Below are 2,641 nucleotides of genomic sequence, written 5' to 3' on the forward strand. Positions count from 1 at the left end.
GGGCGGTGCGCAGTTCGGTGGGGTCGGTGGTGGTGATGGTGGCGCGGTGGGGGTGGGCGGTGCGGGTGGTGGCGAGGGCGTGGGCGGTGTCGGCGAGGGTGGCGGTGGTGGTGTCCAGGTGCGCGCGCAGCCGCCGGGCCTGCTCGCGCAGCGCCTGCGGATCCCGTGCGGACAGCGGCCACAGCCGCGGGGTCTGCTGCGACGGGTCGGTGAGCTCGGCCGGGTCGGAGAGGCCGGTGAGGTCGGCCGGGTCGGTGAGCTCGGCCTGCTCCGCGCGGACCGCCTCGGGCGCGGGAGCGGGCGGCTCCTCGCCGTCCGCGGCCGCCTCGGGCTCGGGGGCCTCCAGGATCACATGGGCGTTGGTGCCGCTGATGCCGAAGGAGGAGACGGCGGCCCGGCGGGTGCGCCCGGTCGGCGGCCAGGGCGTGTGCTCGGCGAGCAGCTCGACCTTGCCCACCGCCCAGTCGACGTGCGGGGAGGGCGCGTCCAGGTGCAGCGAGCGCGGCAGCTCGCCGTGCCGGAAGGCCTCGATCATCTTGATCACGCCCGCGACGCCGGCCGCGGCCTGGGTGTGTCCGATGTTCGACTTGATCGACCCCAGGTAGACCGGCAGTTCGCGGTCCTGGCCGTAGGTGGCGAGGATCGCCTGGGCCTCGATCGGGTCGCCGAGGGTGGTGCCCGTGCCGTGCGCCTCGACCACGTCCACCTGGTCGGGGGTCAGCTCGGCGTTGGCCAGCGCCTCCTGGATGACCCGCCGCTGGGAGGGGCCGTTGGGCGCGGTGAGCCCGTTGCTGGCGCCGTCCTGGTTGACCGCCGAACCCCGGATCACCGCGAGGACGGGGTGGCCGTTGCGGCGCGCGTCCGAGAGCTTCTCCAGGACGAGGACGCCGACGCCCTCCGAGAACCCGGTGCCGTCCGAGCCCGCGGCGAAGGGCTTGCAGCGCGCGTCCGGGGCCAGGCCCTTCTGGCGGCTGAACTCGGTGTACACGCTCGGCCGGGCGATCACGGTCGCGCCGCCGGCCAGCGCGAGGGTGCTCTCGCCGCTGCGGAGCGACTGCAGCGCGTAGTGGATGGCGACCAGCGAGGAGGAGCACGAGGTGTCGACCGTCACCGCCGGGCCCTCCAGCCCGAGGACGTACGCCACCCGTCCCGACGCCACGCTGGTGGTGTTGCCGGCCAGGAAGTAGCCCTCGTACTCGCCCGGGGCCTCCCCGGCCCGGGGCGCGTACTCCTGGGCGATGAGTCCGGTGAACACCGAGGTCCGTGAGCCGCGCAGGCCGACCGGGTCGATGCCGGACCGCTCCAGGGCCTCCCAGGTGGTCTCCAGCAGCAGTCGCTGCTGCGGGTCCATCGCGGTCGCCTCACGGGCGCTGATCCCGAAGAAGGCGTGGTCGAACTCGGCTGCCCCGCGCAGGAATCCGCCCTCGCGGATGTAGGTGGTGCGGGGCTGCTCCGGGTCGGGGTCGTAGAGCGCGTCGGTGTCCCAGCCCCGGTCGTCCGGGAACGGGCCGATCGCGTCGACGCCCTCGGCGACCAGGTGCCACAGATCGGTCGGCGACTCCACCCCGCCGGGGAAGCGGCAGCCGATTCCCACCACCGCGACCGGCTCGTGGTCGCGGGCCTCGGCCTCGCGCAACCGGCGCTTGGCCTGGCGGAGTTCGGTCGTCGCGCGCTTGAGGTACTCGCGCAGGGTCTCCTCGGTGCTGGCCATCTGTGGCGCCTCCCTTGGCATTGGTGGGTGCGGTCGGCCGGGCCGGGGGCCTGGCCGGTCCGGCCGGCCGCTCCGGTCCGGGCTGGTGGTGGTGCTGAACCTCGGTCAGTCCGAGCCGAGTTCGCGTTCGAGTGCGCTGAAGAGCTCGTCGTCGTCGGCCGCTTCGAGGTCGACCTGCTCCTCGACCTCCTGGGCGCCCGGCCTGGCGTCGTCCCAGCCGCGCAGCAGGGCGCGCAGCCGGGCGGTCACCTCGTCCCGTTCGCGGTCCCCCTCGGCCGCCCGCCCGTCGGTGAACTCGCCGAGCAGGCCTTCGAGTCGGGAGATCTCGCCGAGCACGGCGGCGTTGGCGGAGGCCGGTTCGGGGGCGAGTTCCGCCAGGACGGCGGTGGCCAGGGCCTCGGGCGTGGGGTGGTCGTAGACGAGGGTGGTGGGGAGGTGGAGTCCGGTGGTGGTGCGCAGGCGGTTGCGGAGTTCGACGGCGGTGAGGGAGTCGAAGCCGAGGTCCTTGAACGGCTGGTCCGGGGCGAGCCGGTCCGGGTCGGGGTGGGCGAGGACGGTCGCCGCCTCGCCGCGCACCAGGTCGAGGACGACGCGCCGCTGCCGGGCCGCCGGGAGGCCGGTGAGCCGCTCCTTCAGGCCCTGCCCGGGGACTCCGCCGGAGGCCGGGGCCGCCGCGGCGCGGCGCCGCGGTGCGCGCAGCACGCCCTGGAGCAGCGTCGGTACGTCGGCGGCGCCGCTGTCCAGGCGGAGCGCCGTGACGACGGGCTGGTGTCCGGCGAGGGCGTCGTCGAGCAGGGCCAGGCCCTGTTCGGTGCTGAGCGGGAGGACGCCGCCTCGGCTCATTCGGGTGTGGTCGGTGGTGTGGAGGTTGGTGGTGAGGGTGCTGGTGTCGTGCCAGAGGCCGTAGGCGATGGAGGTGGCGGGGAGGCC

Annotated in this window: 2 protein-coding genes; both read right to left on the reverse strand. The window is 75.0% G+C overall.

The genetic code is table 11. The annotated features are described in order from the left end of the window. On the reverse strand, nt 1–1,711 hold a 1,711-nt coding region (locus ACGFZP_RS39400; RefSeq protein WP_392942298.1), incomplete at its 3' end, for a type I polyketide synthase. A 105-nt stretch (nt 1,712–1,816) separates the two neighbouring features. Then, nucleotides 1,817–2,641, reverse strand: an 825-nt coding sequence (locus ACGFZP_RS39405) for a phosphopantetheine-binding protein (protein WP_392942301.1), incomplete at its 5' end; no start/stop codon positions are given.

The organism is Kitasatospora sp. NPDC048239 (genome assembly GCF_043202015.1).
Lineage (GTDB): Bacteria > Actinomycetota > Actinomycetes > Streptomycetales > Streptomycetaceae > Kitasatospora.